Origin of the sequence: Spiribacter curvatus (genome assembly GCF_000485905.1) — a bacterium.
Taxonomy (GTDB): domain Bacteria; phylum Pseudomonadota; class Gammaproteobacteria; order Nitrococcales; family Nitrococcaceae; genus Spiribacter; species Spiribacter curvatus.
This window is the reverse complement of sequence record NC_022664.1, coordinates 691,829-706,106: the sequence shown is the minus strand read 5'-3', so window position 1 is coordinate 706,106 and position 14,278 is coordinate 691,829. Positions and strand designations below refer to the sequence as shown.

Sequence of the window (14,278 nt, the reverse complement as noted above, 5' to 3'; positions counted from 1 at the left end):
TCATCCAAAGCGTAAACGAAGCCGGCGTGCCTGTCAGGCGCACCGGCTTACGGGGCATGCATCCGGTCGGCCAGACCCGTGCTATTCGATCGCGATCACTCCACGCATCGCATCCAGCGTGGTCTCACCGATACCGTTGACCCGTGTCACCGCGTCGATGCGCTCGAACGGGCCGTTCTGCTCGCGATCCTCAATGATGGCTTCGGCCGTGGCGGGCCCGATGCCATTGATCTGTTGCAGCCGATCGACGCCGGCCTCGTTGACATTGATCGGATCCTGGCTGGCGATCGCCGCACCGGCCACCAGACTGGTTACAAGCAGGGTCCCCAGTTGACGAGAAAAGATCATGACACGCTCCTGTGCTTTGCAAATGACGTGTCCAACCCTAGCGCCCGGCGTGCGCCTGCACTGTGATGGCCACCTCATTCGCGATCGATTCAACCACCTGGGGCGGATCACTGGCGCGGGTCACCGGTCGACCCACCACCAGATCGGTGGCACCGGCACGCATGGCCTCGGCCGGCGTCAGAATCCGGCGCTGATCATCCTGCGCCGATCCGCGCGGGCGGACGCCGGGCGTCACGCGGCGAAAGTCATCACCGCTCTGCGCGCGTACCCGGGCCGCCTCCTGCGCCGAGCAGACGACACCATCCAGTCCGGCTGCAGTCGCCAGGCCGGTCAGCCGCGCCACCGCATCCTGCGGCGCGCCGCGCAGACCAATCGCATCGAGTGTTGTCTGATCATGACTGGTCAGCACCGTCACCGCTGTGAGCAGCGGACGATGACCGGTTCGCCCCCCAATCGCCGTCTTCGCCGCGGCGAGCATCGCCGGGCCGCCCAGCGCGTGGACATTGACCATCCAGACCCCCAGATCCGCCGCCGCGCGGCAGGCGCCGGCAACGGTATTGGGGATATCGTGGAATTTGAGATCCAGAAAGACATCCCAGCCATCCCGTACCCACGCCTCCACCAGCCTCGGGCCGGCCCTTGTGAAGAGGGACTTACCGACCTTGAGACAACAGCTTCCCGGCGTCAGGGTATCGACCAGGCGCTGCGCCTCCTCAACGCTGTCATAGTCCACCGCTACGATGAGATTAGGGGTCAAGGTCACTCTCCCTCCGGGCCGCGCCGCGGCTTGATGCTCGCCCACGACCGGCAACTCGGACACTGCCAGTGGAGCTGGCGCCCCTCGAAACCGCACTCCACACAGCGGTACGGCAGACGATCGGCCAGCAGCGCCTGAAACAGCTCACGCAGCACCTGCAGATCCCGCTGGCGGCGGTGGTCCACGTCATCGGAATCGATATTGAGTGTAATCAGTCGATTGAGCCCCCGCACCGATGGTCGAGCCCGCAGCTGGGTGGCGAGAAACTCCACAGCGGCCCCCCTGCCCTCGTCGGTCTCGATCAGCTCGCTGAGTTTGATGATCACCGAAACGCTGGGCTGTGTGTGGAATAGGCGATTGAGCGCCTGGCGATAGCTCCGACGCTCGTCAAGGGCCTGATAGCCCGCCTCAAGGCGCGGGAGGATCTCCGGGATATAGTCCGGGTCCTGGGTCTTGACCTGCTCACATGCCTTGATCGACGCACGCCAGCGTCCCTCATCCTGCTCCAGATCGGATTTGAGCAGTGACGCCCGGACGCAGTCACGATCGAGGTGCGTGGCGCGACGCAGCGCCTGGCGGATCTCCGTCGGCCCGGCATGCTGGCGACGGAGCTGCTCAGCCTGCTCGCAGGCGAACTGCCCCATTTCGGTTCGAAGCTCACCGCCATCCGCCCGCTGGAGGCGTTGCGCGATATCGATCGCCGACTCCCACTCACGCTCCTGTTGATAGATGTCGAGCAGGCACTGAAGCGCAGTGATGCGGAAGTCGGAGAACGCCATCGCCTCAATGAACAGGGCTTCGGCCCGATCGAGCAGCCCCGCCGCAAGGTAATCGCGCCCCAGCTCAAGCAGCGCACCAGCGCGCTGCTCTGGAGCCAGCGAGGGTCGTGCAATAAGGTTTTGATGGATACGCACCGCACGGTCGGCTTCGCCGCGGCGACGAAACAGGTTCCCCAGCGTCAGGTGGGTTTCAACGGTCTCGCTATCGACCTCCACAAGACGGGTGAAAATCTCGATGGCACGGTCAGGTTGCTCGTTGAGGAGGTAGTTCAGGCCCTGGAAATAATCCGCCGGTAGACTGGCGGTGCGGGACCGCGACGACGACCGGCGGCCGATCCACCAGCCGGACAAGGCTGCCAGGGGGAGCAGCAGCCAGAGCAGTTGCCACATGATCAGTTACTGGTCCGGATCGGCAACTTACGCAGTTCAGAGACTTCCTGGCGGGAAGATGCGGCCTCGCGTCGAAGGCGTTTCAGCTGCCAGCGTTGCCGCGTCAGAATACCAATCGCGGAACCCAGCCCCAGCAGCACCCCGAGGGCGAGTGCCAGCACGAGCCAGAGGGAGATCGGCAGCGATAGCTCACCGATATAGAAATCGAGATTGATGGGCGCTGAGTTGAGCGTGGCAAAACTCAGCCCGATCGCGACCACGACCAGCGCGAGCAGAAGAACGATCAAACGCCTCATGAGTCCTCCGAGCGCTCACTGCGACCTTTCTCATCGACCCGCTGGCGCATCTCCTTACCGGGTTTGAAATGGGGGACATACTTGCCCGGTAGGGAAACCGGTTCGCCTGTCCTCGGGTTTCTTCCGATCCGGGGCGGACGATGGTGGAGCGCGAAGCTGCCGAATCCGCGGATCTCAATCCGTTCACCGCCGGCGAGCGATTCACTCATTTGCTCGATCAACGTTTTGACGGCCAGCTCAACGTCACGCTGCGCCAGCTGCTGCTGATTGGCCGCAATCCGATCGATCAGTTCCGACTTTGTCATGGGGTTCCGACCATCGCTATAGCCCTCGAGGGCCAGACCTTCATGCGCCTGACCCTCGATACGGAAGAAAGGCTTCAGCTATCGTTGTCACGACCACCCATCTGCTCTTTGAGCAGATCACCAAGCGTTGTCGTGCCCGCCGTACCGGTACTGCCAAAGCCCTCAAGCGCTTCACGCTCATCCTGCTGGTCCTTGGCGCGGACCGAGAGACTGATCATGCGATTACGCCGGTCGACCGCCATGACCTTGGCCTCGACCTCATCGCCCTCGGAGACCAGCGAACGCGCGTCGTCCGTGCGCTCCTGCGCCAGATCCGCGGCACGAACGTAGCCCTGCACTTCCTCGGCAAGCTCCACGACCACACCCTTGGCGTCGACCTCGCTGGCCGTCCCGGTCACTAGCGTCCCCTTGGGATGGTTGGCAACCCACTGTGAGACCGGGTCCTGGGCCAGCTGCTTGACGCCAAGACTGATGCGCTCGCGCTCCGGATCGACGGACAGCACCACCGCCTCGACCTCTTCGCCTTTCTGGAAGTCGCGGATCGCCTCTTCACCGGCATCGCTCCAGGACAGATCAGAGAGATGAACCAGGCCGTCAATGCCACCCTCAAGTCCGACAAAGATGCCGAAGTCGGTGATGGACTTAATCGTACCGGTCACCCGATCGCCCTTATTGCGGGTCGCTGCGAACTCATCCCACGGATTGGGCTGGCACTGCTTCATGCCCAGCGAGATGCGGCGGCGCTCCTCGTCGATGTCGAGGATCATCACCTCAACCTCGTCGCCGACAGACACCACCTTGGCGGGGTTGACGTTCTTGTTCGTCCAGTCCATCTCGGAGACATGGACCAGGCCCTCGACGCCTTCCTCGATCTCGACAAAGGAGCCGTAATCGGTGATGTTCGTGACCTTGCCGACCACCCGACTGCCTTCTGGATAGCGACGGGCGATGGCCTCCCACGGATCCTCACCCAGCTGCTTGAGACCCAGTGACACGCGATTGCGCTCACGATCGAACTTGAGGACCTTGACCTCGATTTCCTGACCAACGTCGACCACCTCGGAGGGGTGCTTGACGCGCCGCCAGGCCATGTCGGTGATATGCAGCAGGCCGTCGATACCACCGAGGTCGACGAAGGCGCCATAGTCGGTGAGGTTCTTGACGATACCCTTGATCGACTGTCCTTCCTGAAGCTTTTCGAGCAGGGCCTCGCGCTCGGCGCTGTACTCCTCCTCGACCACGGCACGGCGGGAAACGACGACATTGTTGCGGCGGGCGTCGAGCTTGATCACCTTGAACTCGAGATCCTTGCCCTCGAGATAGGTGGTATCGCGGACCGGCCGGATATCCACAAGCGAGCCGGGTAGGAACGCGCGGATGTGGCCGAGATCGACGGTGAACCCGCCCTTGACCTTGCCACTGATCTGGCCGTTGACGGTCTCACTGCCCTCATAGGCGGTCTCGAGAACACGCCAGGCCCGTGCCCGTTTCGCCTTCTCGCGGGAGAGTTTCGTCTCGCCGCCACCGTCCTCGACGGCATCGAGCGCGACTTCAACCTCGTCGCCGACACTGACCTCAACGTCACCGTTCTCGCTGGTGAACTGGCGAAGCGGGATGACCGCCTCGGATTTCAGTCCAGCGTTGACGACAACGTCTTCGCCATCGATTGCAACGACCTGGGCGGTGACAATTGAGCCCGGCCGCATATCGGTCTGCACAAGGCTCTCTTCAAAAAGTTCTGCAAAGCTTTCGCTCATGGGATGATTTGATCCGGGATCGACGGTCCGATCCATTTGGTTGCTGAAAAAACGACGCCGCTCGGCGGCGCCCCCTAGTGAAGCCGGGCCTTAACCCGCTCCATCACTGTCTGGATCACCGCGTCGATCGACTGCTCCGTCGTGTCGATGGTGAACGCATCATCTGCGGGCTTCAGCGGCGCGGTCTGACGCTGCGAATCGCGTGCGTCTCGTGCCTGCAGTTCCTGCAGAAGGTCGTCGAGATTAGCAGTCACACCCTGCTCCATCAACTGCTTATGACGTCGCCGGGCCCGTTCCCCGGCACTGGCGGTGAGGAAGATCTTCACCGGTGCGTCGGGAAAGATGACAGTCCCCATATCCCGTCCGTCCGCCACTAAACCGGGCGGCTGCCGGAACGCACGCTGCCGGGCCTTCAGTGCCTCGCGGATGGTGGGATCGGCGGCGAGCACCGAGGCGCGCTCGCCACAGGATTCGTCACGAATGGCCGCGTCGACCCGCTCGCCCTCGAGAAGCGCTGCACCCGCGTTCTCGCCCTCAACGATGAAGCCGATATCCAGGGCCTCGGCACGCTCCGCGAGGCGGACCACGTTGCCGGGATCGATGTTCTCCCGTAGCGACGCCAGCGCCAGCAGCCGGTAAATCGCCCCGCTGTCGAGCAGGTGCCAGCCGAGCTCGCGCGCCATCTCCCGCGCGATTGTTCCTTTGCCTGCGCCGCCCGGGCCATCGATTGTGATGACCGCTGACTGCTCGCTCATGCCGCACTCTCCTGGCTGCGAATCCTCAATCCAGCGCCCTGCGCAAGCTCGACAAACCCCGGAAACGAGGTATCAACCTCGGCACAGCCGTCAATCGTAATCGCGCCGTCAGCCGCCAGTCCGGCCATCGCGAATGCCATGGCAATGCGATGATCCCCCTGTGCCTGCACCGCACCGCCGTGCATCGCGCCGCCAACAATACGGATACCATCGGCCAGTGGCTCGGCCTCGATACCGAGTGCTGTCAGCCCTTCCGCCATCACGGCGATGCGATCGCTTTCCTTGACCCGCAGCTCCTCTGCTCCCCTGAGCGTTGTCACACCCGTCGCACAGGCAGCCGCAATAAAGATCGTCGGGAACTCATCAATGGCCAGTGGCACAAGCTCGGGCGGTATATCGATTCCCTGCAATGCCGCCGGCTCCACGGTCAGTGTGCCCACCGGCTCGCCGGCATCGGTCTCATCCGCCTCGACGTGTATCCGAGCGCCCATCCGCCGGAGAATATCGATCACCCCGGTGCGGGTCGGATTGAGTCCGACATGGGTCAGGGTGATCGACCCGCCACCGGCGATGGAGGCACCGACCAGGAAAAACGCCGCCGACGAGATGTCACCCGGGACGCTCACCGCAGCCGCTTCCATTGGCGCATCACCGGTCACGCTGACATGCGGGCCGTCGACAGCGACGTCCGCGCCGAACGCCTGGAGCATGCGCTCGGTGTGGTCGCGACTCACCGCCGGTTCCGTGACCCGGGTCCGCCCCTCGGCGTAGAGCCCCGCAAGAAGCAGGGCCGATTTGACCTGCGCACTCGCCACCGGCATTGAGTAATCGATACCGCGCAGCGCCGCGGCCGGCTCGATCGAGAGCGGCGCGGTTCCCTGCGCAGCCGTCTGTATCATTGCCCCCATCTGACTCAACGGCTCGGTGACTCGCCGCATCGGCCGGCGCATGAGCGACTGGTCACCCACCAGCTGGGTGGCGAACCGCTGGCCGGCCAGCAGCCCACTGAACAGCCGCATGGAGGTTCCGGAATTGCCCAGGTCCAGCGCCGCTGCAGCGGGCTTGAGCCCATGACGGCCAACCCCCGCAATACGCAGCCGCCCCGCGTGCGGGCCCTCAATTGATACACCCAGCGCCCGCATGGCCGCGAGGGTCGCCATGGCATCGTCGCCTTCGAGGAAACCACTCACCTCGGTCCCCCCCTCAGCGATCGCGCCCAACATGACGGCACGGTGGGAGATCGATTTGTCGCCCGGGACCTGAAACGTACCGCTGAGCGATCCACCCGACTCGATGATGAACTGCCGCGTGCCATTTACTGCCATGGAGCGTTCCTTGAATGCATTAGCGCTCGAATCCGTGTTTGTGGGCGTCCCGGGTCTGCTTGGCGCTGCTGAACACTGCCTCCAGCCCGGCTCCATCGGCGGCCTCGACCCTTTCCGCGAGTTCTTCGAGATCGCGGCGATAACGACCAAGGGCCTCAAGTACCGCCTCACGATTCCCCAGACAGATGTCCCGCCACATCACCGGATCGCTGGAAGCGATGCGGGTGAAATCACGGAACCCACCCGCCGCATAACCGAGGATCTCCTCGTGATCGGGTTCCCGGGCAAGCATATCCACAAGCCCGAAGGCGAGCAGATGCGGGAGATGCGAGGTAATCGCCAGCATTCGGTCATGGTGGGCCACTGACATGGTGGTGACCTCAGCGCCTGCCTGCCGCCACAGCCACTCGACGGCGGCTATTGCCTCGCGATGCGCCGATGCCAACGGCGTGAGAATGACACGGCGGCCCTCAAACAGACTGGGGAAAGCCGCCTCAACGCCACTATGCTCGGTCCCGGCGATCGGATGGCCCGGAACGAAACCGGGCGGCGCGGCGCCGAGGACGGTTTCGGTATCGTCAACGACACAGCGCTTGGCACTGCCGACATCGGTCATCACGAGATCGTCGTGGAGATAGGGGCGCAGGTCACGCAGCACGGCAGCCGTGGCACCGAGCGGAACGCCGAGGACAACGAGATCCGCCCCTTCGAGTGCCTGCCCGGGATCGGTAGTGAAATGGTCAATCGCCCCAAGCGCCTGCGCCTGAGCGAGGCGGCCGGCGTCACGGCCGAGTCCGGTAATCATCTCCACGCTGCCGGCGCGCTTGAGCGCGAGGCCGAGGGAGCCCGCAATCAGGCCGACCCCGACCAGACAGATCCGACGTGGCTGCGTATTCAAGCGATGGTCCTAGGTGATGGAACGGGGATAGGACCCGAGCACCTTGAGCAGACTGGCAAGCTTTTGCATCTCGCCGAGGGCGCGTTTGAGATCCGGGTCCTCGGCATGCCCCAACAGATCGACAAAAAAGACGTACTCCCACATACCCTCCGGTGAGGGACGCGATTCCAGCCGGGTCATGTTCAGTCCATAACGGGCCAGCGGCGCCAGCAAGCCGGCAAGGCCACCCGGACGGTTTTCCCGCGCGATAACCAGTGAGGTCTTATCCTCGCCGGTGGGCTCTGGGCTTTCCCGCCCCAGCACCAGAAAGCGCGTTGCATTCCGCGACCCATCCTGCATCGCGGCCTGCATGACGGGCAGTTCGTAGCGCTCAGCCGCGGATTCGGAAGCGATCGCCGCCGCCGTTTCATCAAGGCTCGCGAGTCGCGCCGCCTCGGCGGTGCTCGCCACCGGTATGCGCTCGACACCGGGGAGATGTCGATCCACCCAGGCGCGACACTGGGCGAACCCCTGGCTGTGGGAGTAGATCCGGCGGATCGCCGCAATCTCTGGCGCCCGGGTCGCCAGGCTGTGCACCACCGGCATCTCCACCTCGCCCACGATCTGCAGCGGCGAGGAGAGCAGGCGATCCAGGGTATGCGTCACCATTCCCTCAGTGGAGTTTTCAACGGGCACCACGCCATAGGCGGCCTCACCTGACTCCACCTCGCGGAACACGGCATCGATGTTGTCGAGCGGGCTGCTCTCGATGGAGTGCCCGAAGTGCTTGAGCGCTGCCTCTTGGGTGAAGGTGCCCTGAGGGCCGAGGAACGCCACCGTCAACGGCCGCTGGAGTGCCAGGCATGCCGACATGACTTCGCGGAAAAGCCGGGTGACATCGGCATCCGTCAGCGGACCCGCGTTAGCGTCACGAATCCGCCGTAGCACCTCGGCCTCGCGGGCCGGGCGATAATAATCCCCCGATTCCCCTGCCGCCTGTTTGGCGTGAGCGACCTCGGCCGCCGCGGCGGCGCGCTCGTTGATCAGCGCAAGGATTCGGTCATCGATCCCGTCGATGCGTGCCCGAATGCTTTTCAGCGTGTCATCGTTCACGCCTCGCCCCCCGTCTGTTGCTAGATAACCCGGACCATGAGAACGCCTTCGGTGCCCTCAAGCTGCTCGATCACCGCGGGCGGGATGGTCCCGCCCACATCCGCTACGCTGTAGGCAAGGTCGCCCTGCGACTTGTTGTACATGTCGTCGATATTCAATCCAGCCTCGGCAAGGGCGGAAGAGATCTGACCGAGCATGTTGGGCACGTTGGCATTGACGACTGTCAGGCGGTCACCATCGGTGTTGCGCGGCAGAATGAGCTCTGGGAAATTGACTGAATTGGTGACGTTGCCGGTCTCAAGGAAGTCCCGGATCTCGTCAGCGGCCATGATCGCACAGTTCTCCTGCGCCTCATCCGTGGATGCACCGATGTGCGGGAGCGCCACAACGCGGTCGTGACCCTTCAGGGCCGCTGCCGGGAAGTCGCAGACGTAGCTACTGAGGCGGCCCTGATCAAGCGCCTTGATGATCGCCTCGTCATCGACGACGCCCGCGCGGGCGAAGTTGAGCAGCACCTGCCCCTCACGCGCCGCAGCCAGCCGCGCGCCGTTGATCATGCCGCGTGTCTCCTCGATCTCGGGCACATGCAGAGTGACCATATCGGCGGCGGCCATCACCTCATCGACGGTCTGCGCCCGATAGACGCCCGACTCCAGGTTCCAGGCGCTGCGCACCGTGATGCCCGGGTCATAGCCGATGACCTTCATGCCCAGCGATGCAGCGGCATTGGCGACGTTGACGCCAATGGCACCAAGCCCGATCACGCCCAGGGTGCGACCCGGCAGTTCAAAGCCGGTGAACTGCTTCTTGCCTGCCTCGGCGGCCTTATTCATCGCCGCATCATCGCCCTCCAGGGACTCCGCGAACGCCCATGCCGCACAGATGTTGCGGGCGGCAAGGAACATGCCAGCGAGGACCAGCTCCTTCACGGCGTTGGCGTTGGCGCCTGGCGCGTTGAACACTGGTATGCCCCGCGCGCTCATCGCATCAACCGGCACGTTGTTGACGCCGGCACCGGCACGACCAACCGCCTTCAGCGTCGCCGGAATCTCCCAATCATGGAGTTTGGCGGAGCGAAGCAGAACCGCATCGGGATGCTGGATCTCCGAAGACACCTCGAATCCCTCGCGCGGCAGCCGATCCAGTCCACGGGAGGCGATATTATTGAATGTCAGAACCTTGTACATGTTATCTCGATTATCCGTTGCGACGTTCGAAGTCGGCCATGAAGTCGATCAGAGCGTCGACGCCAGCCTCTGGCATGGCATTGTAGATGCTGGCGCGCATCCCGCCTACCGAGCGATGCCCCTTGAGGGTATCCAGTCCGGCCGCACTGGCCTCGCTGAGGAAGGTCGCATCGAGGGAATCATCCGCCAGCACGAACGGTACGTTCATCATCGACCGCGCGTCAGGTGCCACCGGATTCCGGTAGAACGCCGATTCGTCGATCGCCCGGTAGAGCTTGTCCGCCTTGCGCCGATTGATCTCCGCCATGGCGCTGAGACCGCCCTCGTCCTTCAGCCACTGGAAGACCAGTCCGGCGATGTAGAGGCTATAGGTCGCCGGCGTATTGAGCATCGAGTCGGCCTCGGCCTGACGCCGATAGTCCCAGATGGCCGGCACCTGTGCGCTGGCCTGGTTAAGCAGGTCGTCGCGCACGATCACGACGGTCAGGCCGGCCGGCCCGAAATTCTTCTGCGCACCGGCATAGATCACCCCGAAGCGGGAGACATCGAGCGGCCGCGACAGGAACATCGACGACATATCACTGACCAGCGGCACATCGCCCGCGTCCGGAATCTCCGGGAATTCGACACCCGTGATCGTCTCGTTGGCGCAGTAGTGCAGATAGGCAGCGTTGGGGTCGCACTGCCACTCCGACTGTGCGGGGATCGACATCGGATCGCCGTTACCGCCTTCCGCCACGACGTTCACCGCCGTGTACTTGCGGGCCTCGGCGATGGCCTTTTTCGACCAGCTGCCGGTGTTGACGTAGTCAACGCTCGAGGCATCGCCGATGAGATTGAGCGGTACCGCCGAGAACTGCGCCGTCGCGCCGCCCTGAAGAAAGAGCACGCGATAATTATCCGGTACGGCGAGGAGTTCACGGAGATCCGCCTCGGCCTGCTCGGCGATCGATACAAACGCCTTGCCGCGATGGCTCATCTCCATGACCGACATTCCGCTGCCATGCCAGTCGAGCATCTCCTCGGCGGCCTGACGCAGGACGGGTTCCGGCAGAATGGCCGGCCCGGCGCTGAAATTATATACACGCGACATAGTGCGCTCCTGATGATTGATTGATTGGAAAGGTCGGCAGCGCTAGTCGTCAGCGGCATCGTCAGCCGGATCGGCCGCGTCGCTCAGCGCCTCGACCTTTGCCAGACCGACCAGTGTTTCGTCCTCGGACAGGGCGATCAGTTTGACCCCCTGGGTGTTCCGGCTCAGCACCGACACCTCGGCGGCGCGGGTCCGAACCAGCGTGCCGCCGTTGGTGATGAGCATGATCTCGTCATCCTGGTTGACCTGCAGCGCACCGACGACGGCGCCATTGCGCTCTGAGGTCTGGATCCCGATCACACCCATGCCACCGCGGCCCCGGAGCGGGTAGTCCGCGACCGGCGTCAGTTTGCCGTAGCCATTGCCGGTGACGGTCAGGACATCGCCTTCCTCGAGGATCAGTGACTGGATAACAACCTGATCGGTTCCCAGCCGGACGCCACGCACACCAGTGGCGGTGCGGCCCATGGCCCGGACCTCGGACTCGTTGAAGCGGATCGCCTTGCCGGCATCAGTCAGCAGCATGATCTCGCGGTTGCCATCGGTGACGCCGACATTGACCAGCGTGTCGTCGTCGCCGAGGTTGACGGCGATGATCCCGTTGGCGCGCGGCCGAGAGAAATCCACCAGCGGGGTTTTCTTGACCGTCCCCTGACGCGTTGCCATGAATACGAAGCGATCGGCATCGAATTCGCTGATCGGCAGCACCGCATTAATGCGCTCGTCGGTCTCGAGTGGGAGCAGGTTGACGATCGGCTTGCCACGGGCCCCACGACTGCCATGAGGGAGCTCATAGACCTTGAGCCAGTAGCATTTACCGCGGCTCGAGAAACACAGCAGCGTATCGTGGGTGTTCGCCACCCAGAGCTTGTCGACGAAATCCTCGCCGCGCATCTGCGTGGCCGCCTTGCCCTTACCTCCACGACGTTGCGCCTGATAGGTGTCGAGTGGCTGAGACTTGGCATAGCCGCTGTGCGACAGCGTCACGACCACGTCCTGCGGCGGGATCAGATCCTCCATGGACAGATCCAGCCGCGTCTCGAGAATCTCACTGCGCCGATCATCACCATACCGCTCGCGGATCGTCTCAAGCTCCTCGCGGATCACCTGCATGAGACGATCGCTGCTCGCGAGGATATCGAGCAGATCGGCGATGGCCTCGAGGATCTGACGATACTCGTCGACGATCTTGTCCTGCTCGAGACCAGTCAGCCGGTGCAGGCGCAGATCGAGGATCGCCTGCGCCTGCGCCTCGGTGAGGCGATAACCATTGCTCACCCAACCGACATCGGTTCCGAGCGACTCGGGCCGGGAGGCCTCGGCACCCGCCCGCGAGAGCATATCGCTGACAATCCCCGGCGCCCAGTCACGCGCCACCAGCGCCGCGCGGGCATCCGCCGAGGTGGTGGAGGCCTTGATCAGAGCGATCACCTCGTCGATGTTCGCCAGCGCCACGGCGAGCCCTTCAAGGACATGGGCGCGGTCCCTCGCCTTGCGCAGCTCATAGACCGTCCGGCGGGTGACGACCTCGCGGCGGTGGCTGATGAACGCATCAAGCACGTCGCGAAGATTGTGCTGGCGCGGCTGCCCCTCGAACAGGGCGACCATGTTGATGCCGAACACTGTCTCCAGCTGGGTATGCTGATAGAGGTTGTTGAGCACCACCTCCGGCACCTCACCGCGGCGGAGCTCGATCACCATCCGAATGCCGTCCTTATCGGATTCATCGCGCAGCTCGGTGATGCCCTCGATCCGCTTTTCCTTGACCAGCTCCGCGATCTTCTCGAGCAGCCGCGCCTTATTCACCTGATAGGGCAGCTCCTCGACGATGATCGATGCCTTGCCGTTGCTGCTGTCGTGCTCGAAACGGCAGCGTGCCCGCATCACCATCCGACCCCGCCCGGTGCGATAGGCCTCACGGATCCCCTCAACGCCGTTGATGATGCCGCGGGTGGGCAGATCAGGCCCGGGGATGAAAGCCATCAGCGCCTCGACATCGAGGCTGTCGTCATCGATGAGCGCAATGCAGGCGTCCACGACCTCGCGGAGGTTGTGCGGCGGGACATTGGTCGCCATGCCCACCGCGATTCCCGAGCCGCCGTTGACGAGGAAGTTGGGCACCCGAGTGGGCAGGACCTCGGGCTCCTGCTCGGAGCCGTCATAGTTGTCCCCGAAGTCCACCGTTTCCTTGTCGATGTCGGCCAGCAGCTCGTGCGACATCCGCGCCATGCGCACCTCGGTGTAGCGCATGGCCGCCGCATTATCACCATCGATGGAGCCGAAGTTGCCCTGACCGTCAACCAGCAGATAGCGCATGGAGAAGTCCTGCGCCATGCGGACAATGGTGTCGTAGACGGCCGTGTCGCCGTGGGGGTGATACTTACCGATGACATCGCCAACGACACGCGCCGACTTCTTGTAGGGGCGGTTCCAGTCGTTGCCGAGCTCGCGCATGGCGTAGAGCACGCGGCGATGCACGGGCTTGAGCCCGTCACGCACATCAGGCAGGGCGCGACCGACGATGACGCTCATGGCGTAATCGAGGTAAGACTGGCGCATCTCGTCTTCGAGATTGACCGGGAGGATTTCCTTGGCAACGCTGGACATGGAGGGGGTCTCGACCATCGTAGGATTGGCTCAAATTGAGCGGATATTCTAGCACGCGCAGGCCACCGCGGCACGGTGACCCGGGATCGGTGGTCAGTCGCTGCCCACCCGGCGTGCAGCCTCCACGACCACAGGCTCTAGCGGCACGTCGGCCATGCCGTTGCGACGCCCGGTCCCGCCCATAGCGATCCGGTCGACCACATCCATGCCCTCCACCACGCGGGCGAAGACGGCGTAGCCGAAGTCACGCTCACCATGGTCCAGGAAGGCATTGTCGGAGAGGTTGACGAAAAACTGCGATGTGGCGCTGTCGCGATCGCGGGTGCGGGCCATCGACAGCGTCCCGCGTTTATTCAGTCGCCCGTTATCTGCCTCGTTGACGATGGGGTCGCGGGTTGTCCTGCGCTCGAAGCCGGTCGTGAAACCACCCCCCTGGATGACAAAGTCGGGAATGACACGGTGGAAGATCGTTCCGCCGTAGAAGCCATCATCGACGTAGGCGAGGAAGTTCTCGACTGTAATCGGCGCCGCGTCGCTGTAGAGCTCGATCCGGATATCACCGGCGGTGGTCTCGAAGACGACCTGTGGGTTCTCGGCATTCGCCGCGCCAGCGCCGACCGCGGCCGCCAGCGCAAGGCTGAGGGAGAGGGCTTTCATGGGGATGACTCCTGCTGTGTAAATACAGCCGG

At 63.8% G+C, this 14,278-nt stretch carries 14 protein-coding genes; all 14 read right to left on the bottom strand.

The window, feature by feature from the left end; genetic code table 11:
• Positions 1 to 81: 81 nt before the first annotated feature.
• The 14 genes from SPICUR_RS03510 to SPICUR_RS03445 all read right to left on the bottom strand — a co-directional run bounded on the left by SPICUR_RS03510 (position 82) and on the right by SPICUR_RS03445 (position 14,246).
• Positions 82 to 348, bottom strand: coding sequence for a ComEA family DNA-binding protein (locus SPICUR_RS03510; RefSeq protein ID WP_023366109.1), 267 nt, complete (start codon positions 346 to 348; stop codon positions 82 to 84).
• A gap of 37 nt (positions 349 to 385) precedes the next feature.
• Positions 386 to 1,111, bottom strand: coding sequence for an orotidine-5'-phosphate decarboxylase (gene pyrF / locus SPICUR_RS03505; RefSeq protein WP_041381641.1), 726 nt, complete (start codon positions 1,109 to 1,111; stop codon positions 386 to 388).
• On the bottom strand, positions 1,108 to 2,274 hold the full coding sequence (gene lapB / locus SPICUR_RS03500; RefSeq protein ID WP_023366105.1) for a lipopolysaccharide assembly protein LapB: 1,167 nt from the start codon (positions 2,272 to 2,274) through the stop codon (positions 1,108 to 1,110). The genes pyrF and lapB overlap by 4 nt, the downstream gene beginning before the upstream one ends.
• 2 nt (positions 2,275 to 2,276) lie before the next feature.
• Positions 2,277 to 2,570 carry a lipopolysaccharide assembly protein LapA domain-containing protein gene (locus SPICUR_RS03495; RefSeq protein ID WP_023366102.1) on the bottom strand — a complete coding sequence of 98 codons (294 nt, stop codon included), beginning with the start codon at positions 2,568 to 2,570 and terminating at the stop codon, positions 2,277 to 2,279.
• Positions 2,567 to 2,875, bottom strand: coding sequence for an integration host factor subunit beta (locus tag SPICUR_RS03490; protein WP_023366100.1), 309 nt, complete (start codon positions 2,873 to 2,875; stop codon positions 2,567 to 2,569). Before SPICUR_RS03490 ends, SPICUR_RS03495 begins: the two co-directional genes overlap by 4 nt.
• Positions 2,876 to 2,949: 74 nt before the next feature.
• Positions 2,950 to 4,632, bottom strand: coding sequence for a 30S ribosomal protein S1 (rpsA, locus tag SPICUR_RS03485; protein WP_041382136.1), 1,683 nt, complete (start codon positions 4,630 to 4,632; stop codon positions 2,950 to 2,952).
• A gap of 74 nt (positions 4,633 to 4,706) precedes the next feature.
• On the bottom strand, positions 4,707 to 5,387 hold the full coding sequence (gene cmk / locus SPICUR_RS03480; RefSeq protein ID WP_023366097.1) for a (d)CMP kinase: 681 nt from the start codon (positions 5,385 to 5,387) through the stop codon (positions 4,707 to 4,709).
• Entirely contained in the window at positions 5,384 to 6,712 is a 1,329-nt protein-coding gene (gene aroA, locus SPICUR_RS03475) for a 3-phosphoshikimate 1-carboxyvinyltransferase (RefSeq protein ID WP_023366095.1), read from the bottom strand. The genes cmk and aroA overlap by 4 nt, the downstream gene beginning before the upstream one ends.
• 19 nt (positions 6,713 to 6,731) lie before the next feature.
• Positions 6,732 to 7,610: a prephenate dehydrogenase gene (locus SPICUR_RS03470; protein WP_023366093.1), complete on the bottom strand. Its 879-nt coding sequence runs from the start codon at positions 7,608 to 7,610 to the stop codon at positions 6,732 to 6,734.
• 9 nt (positions 7,611 to 7,619) lie between these two features.
• Complete coding sequence (gene pheA, locus SPICUR_RS03465) at positions 7,620 to 8,702, bottom strand: prephenate dehydratase (protein WP_023366091.1); 1,083 nt, start codon at positions 8,700 to 8,702, stop codon at positions 7,620 to 7,622.
• A gap of 20 nt (positions 8,703 to 8,722) precedes the next feature.
• Positions 8,723 to 9,889, bottom strand: coding sequence for a phosphoglycerate dehydrogenase (locus tag SPICUR_RS03460; protein WP_023366089.1), 1,167 nt, complete (start codon positions 9,887 to 9,889; stop codon positions 8,723 to 8,725).
• A gap of 10 nt (positions 9,890 to 9,899) precedes the next feature.
• Positions 9,900 to 10,982, bottom strand: a complete 1,083-nt coding sequence (gene serC / locus SPICUR_RS03455) for a 3-phosphoserine/phosphohydroxythreonine transaminase (RefSeq protein ID WP_023366087.1) — start codon at positions 10,980 to 10,982, stop codon at positions 9,900 to 9,902.
• Positions 10,983 to 11,024: 42 nt separating this feature from the next.
• A complete protein-coding gene (gyrA, locus tag SPICUR_RS03450; protein WP_041382134.1) occupies positions 11,025 to 13,589 on the bottom strand; it encodes a DNA gyrase subunit A in 2,565 nt (854 codons plus the stop codon).
• 93 nt (positions 13,590 to 13,682) lie between these two features.
• Positions 13,683 to 14,246 carry a peptidylprolyl isomerase gene (locus tag SPICUR_RS03445; protein ID WP_023366083.1) on the bottom strand — a complete coding sequence of 188 codons (564 nt, stop codon included), beginning with the start codon at positions 14,244 to 14,246 and terminating at the stop codon, positions 13,683 to 13,685.
• Positions 14,247 to 14,278 lie beyond the last annotated feature (32 nt).

Coding starts and splice junctions, on each gene's coding strand:
- SPICUR_RS03510 (WP_023366109.1), bottom strand. CDS start 348: ATGATCTTTTCTCGTCAACTGGGGACCCTGCTTGTAACCAGTCTGGTG.
- lapB (WP_023366105.1), bottom strand. CDS start 2,274: ATGTGGCAACTGCTCTGGCTGCTGCTCCCCCTGGCAGCCTTGTCCGGC.
- SPICUR_RS03495 (WP_023366102.1), bottom strand. CDS start 2,570: ATGAGGCGTTTGATCGTTCTTCTGCTCGCGCTGGTCGTGGTCGCGATC.
- SPICUR_RS03490 (WP_023366100.1), bottom strand. CDS start 2,875: ATGACAAAGTCGGAACTGATCGATCGGATTGCGGCCAATCAGCAGCAG.
- rpsA (WP_041382136.1), bottom strand. CDS start 4,632: ATGAGCGAAAGCTTTGCAGAACTTTTTGAAGAGAGCCTTGTGCAGACC.
- cmk (WP_023366097.1), bottom strand. CDS start 5,387: ATGAGCGAGCAGTCAGCGGTCATCACAATCGATGGCCCGGGCGGCGCA.
- aroA (WP_023366095.1), bottom strand. CDS start 6,712: ATGGCAGTAAATGGCACGCGGCAGTTCATCATCGAGTCGGGTGGATCG.
- SPICUR_RS03460 (WP_023366089.1), bottom strand. CDS start 9,889: ATGTACAAGGTTCTGACATTCAATAATATCGCCTCCCGTGGACTGGAT.
- serC (WP_023366087.1), bottom strand. CDS start 10,982: ATGTCGCGTGTATATAATTTCAGCGCCGGGCCGGCCATTCTGCCGGAA.
- gyrA (WP_041382134.1), bottom strand. CDS start 13,589: ATGTCCAGCGTTGCCAAGGAAATCCTCCCGGTCAATCTCGAAGACGAG.
- SPICUR_RS03445 (WP_023366083.1), bottom strand. CDS start 14,246: ATGAAAGCCCTCTCCCTCAGCCTTGCGCTGGCGGCCGCGGTCGGCGCT.